At 77.6% G+C, this 557-nt stretch carries 1 pseudogene; it reads right to left on the reverse strand.

From position 1 onward, the window contains the following. A pseudogene (locus GT045_RS12610) lies at nt 1–557 on the reverse strand (hypothetical protein); the annotation flags it as partial.

Consider the following 557-nt stretch of genomic DNA (forward strand, 5'->3'; position numbering starts at 1 on the left):
GTCCCGAACGCCTGCAGGAGCAGCGCGGTCCACAAGGTGGCCGCGAGCAGCAGGAGGGTGGCCGGTGCCGCGCCGGTGAGGTAGGCGGCGGGCAGCAGCGGCAGGAGGTAGGCGGCCAGACAGCCGCCGAGGACGGCCGCGGAGCGGAGCAGGAAGCCGGCGGGTGTGGCGGTGGCGCGCAGGGCCGCGACGGACAGCCCGCGGTAGCGGTAGAGCAGCCATTCGGCGGGGCCCATGCTGACCGTCAGCACGATCACCGCGTACGGTTCGCGCCTGCCCTCCATGAGCACCAGCAGCCCGGCGGCCAGGCCGAACAGCCCGTACGGCAGGGACCACACCAGCCGGGGCCGGGTGCCGCCGGCCGCGGCCGGGACGGCGAGGGCCCCGCGCAGGGCGTGGCCGGTGGCGGCGAGGGTGGCGGACAGCGCCAGCAGCGCCGCCCCGGTCCGCAAGGGGGTGCCGGGCTCCCACCAGGGCAGTACGGCGGCTCCCGCGATCAGCGGGGTGAGCGCGGCCAGCAGCAGCCGTTCGCGGGCCAGCACGAGCAGCACGCCGGC

Source organism: Streptomyces sp. SID486 (assembly GCF_009865385.1).
GTDB lineage: Bacteria > Actinomycetota > Actinomycetes > Streptomycetales > Streptomycetaceae > Streptomyces.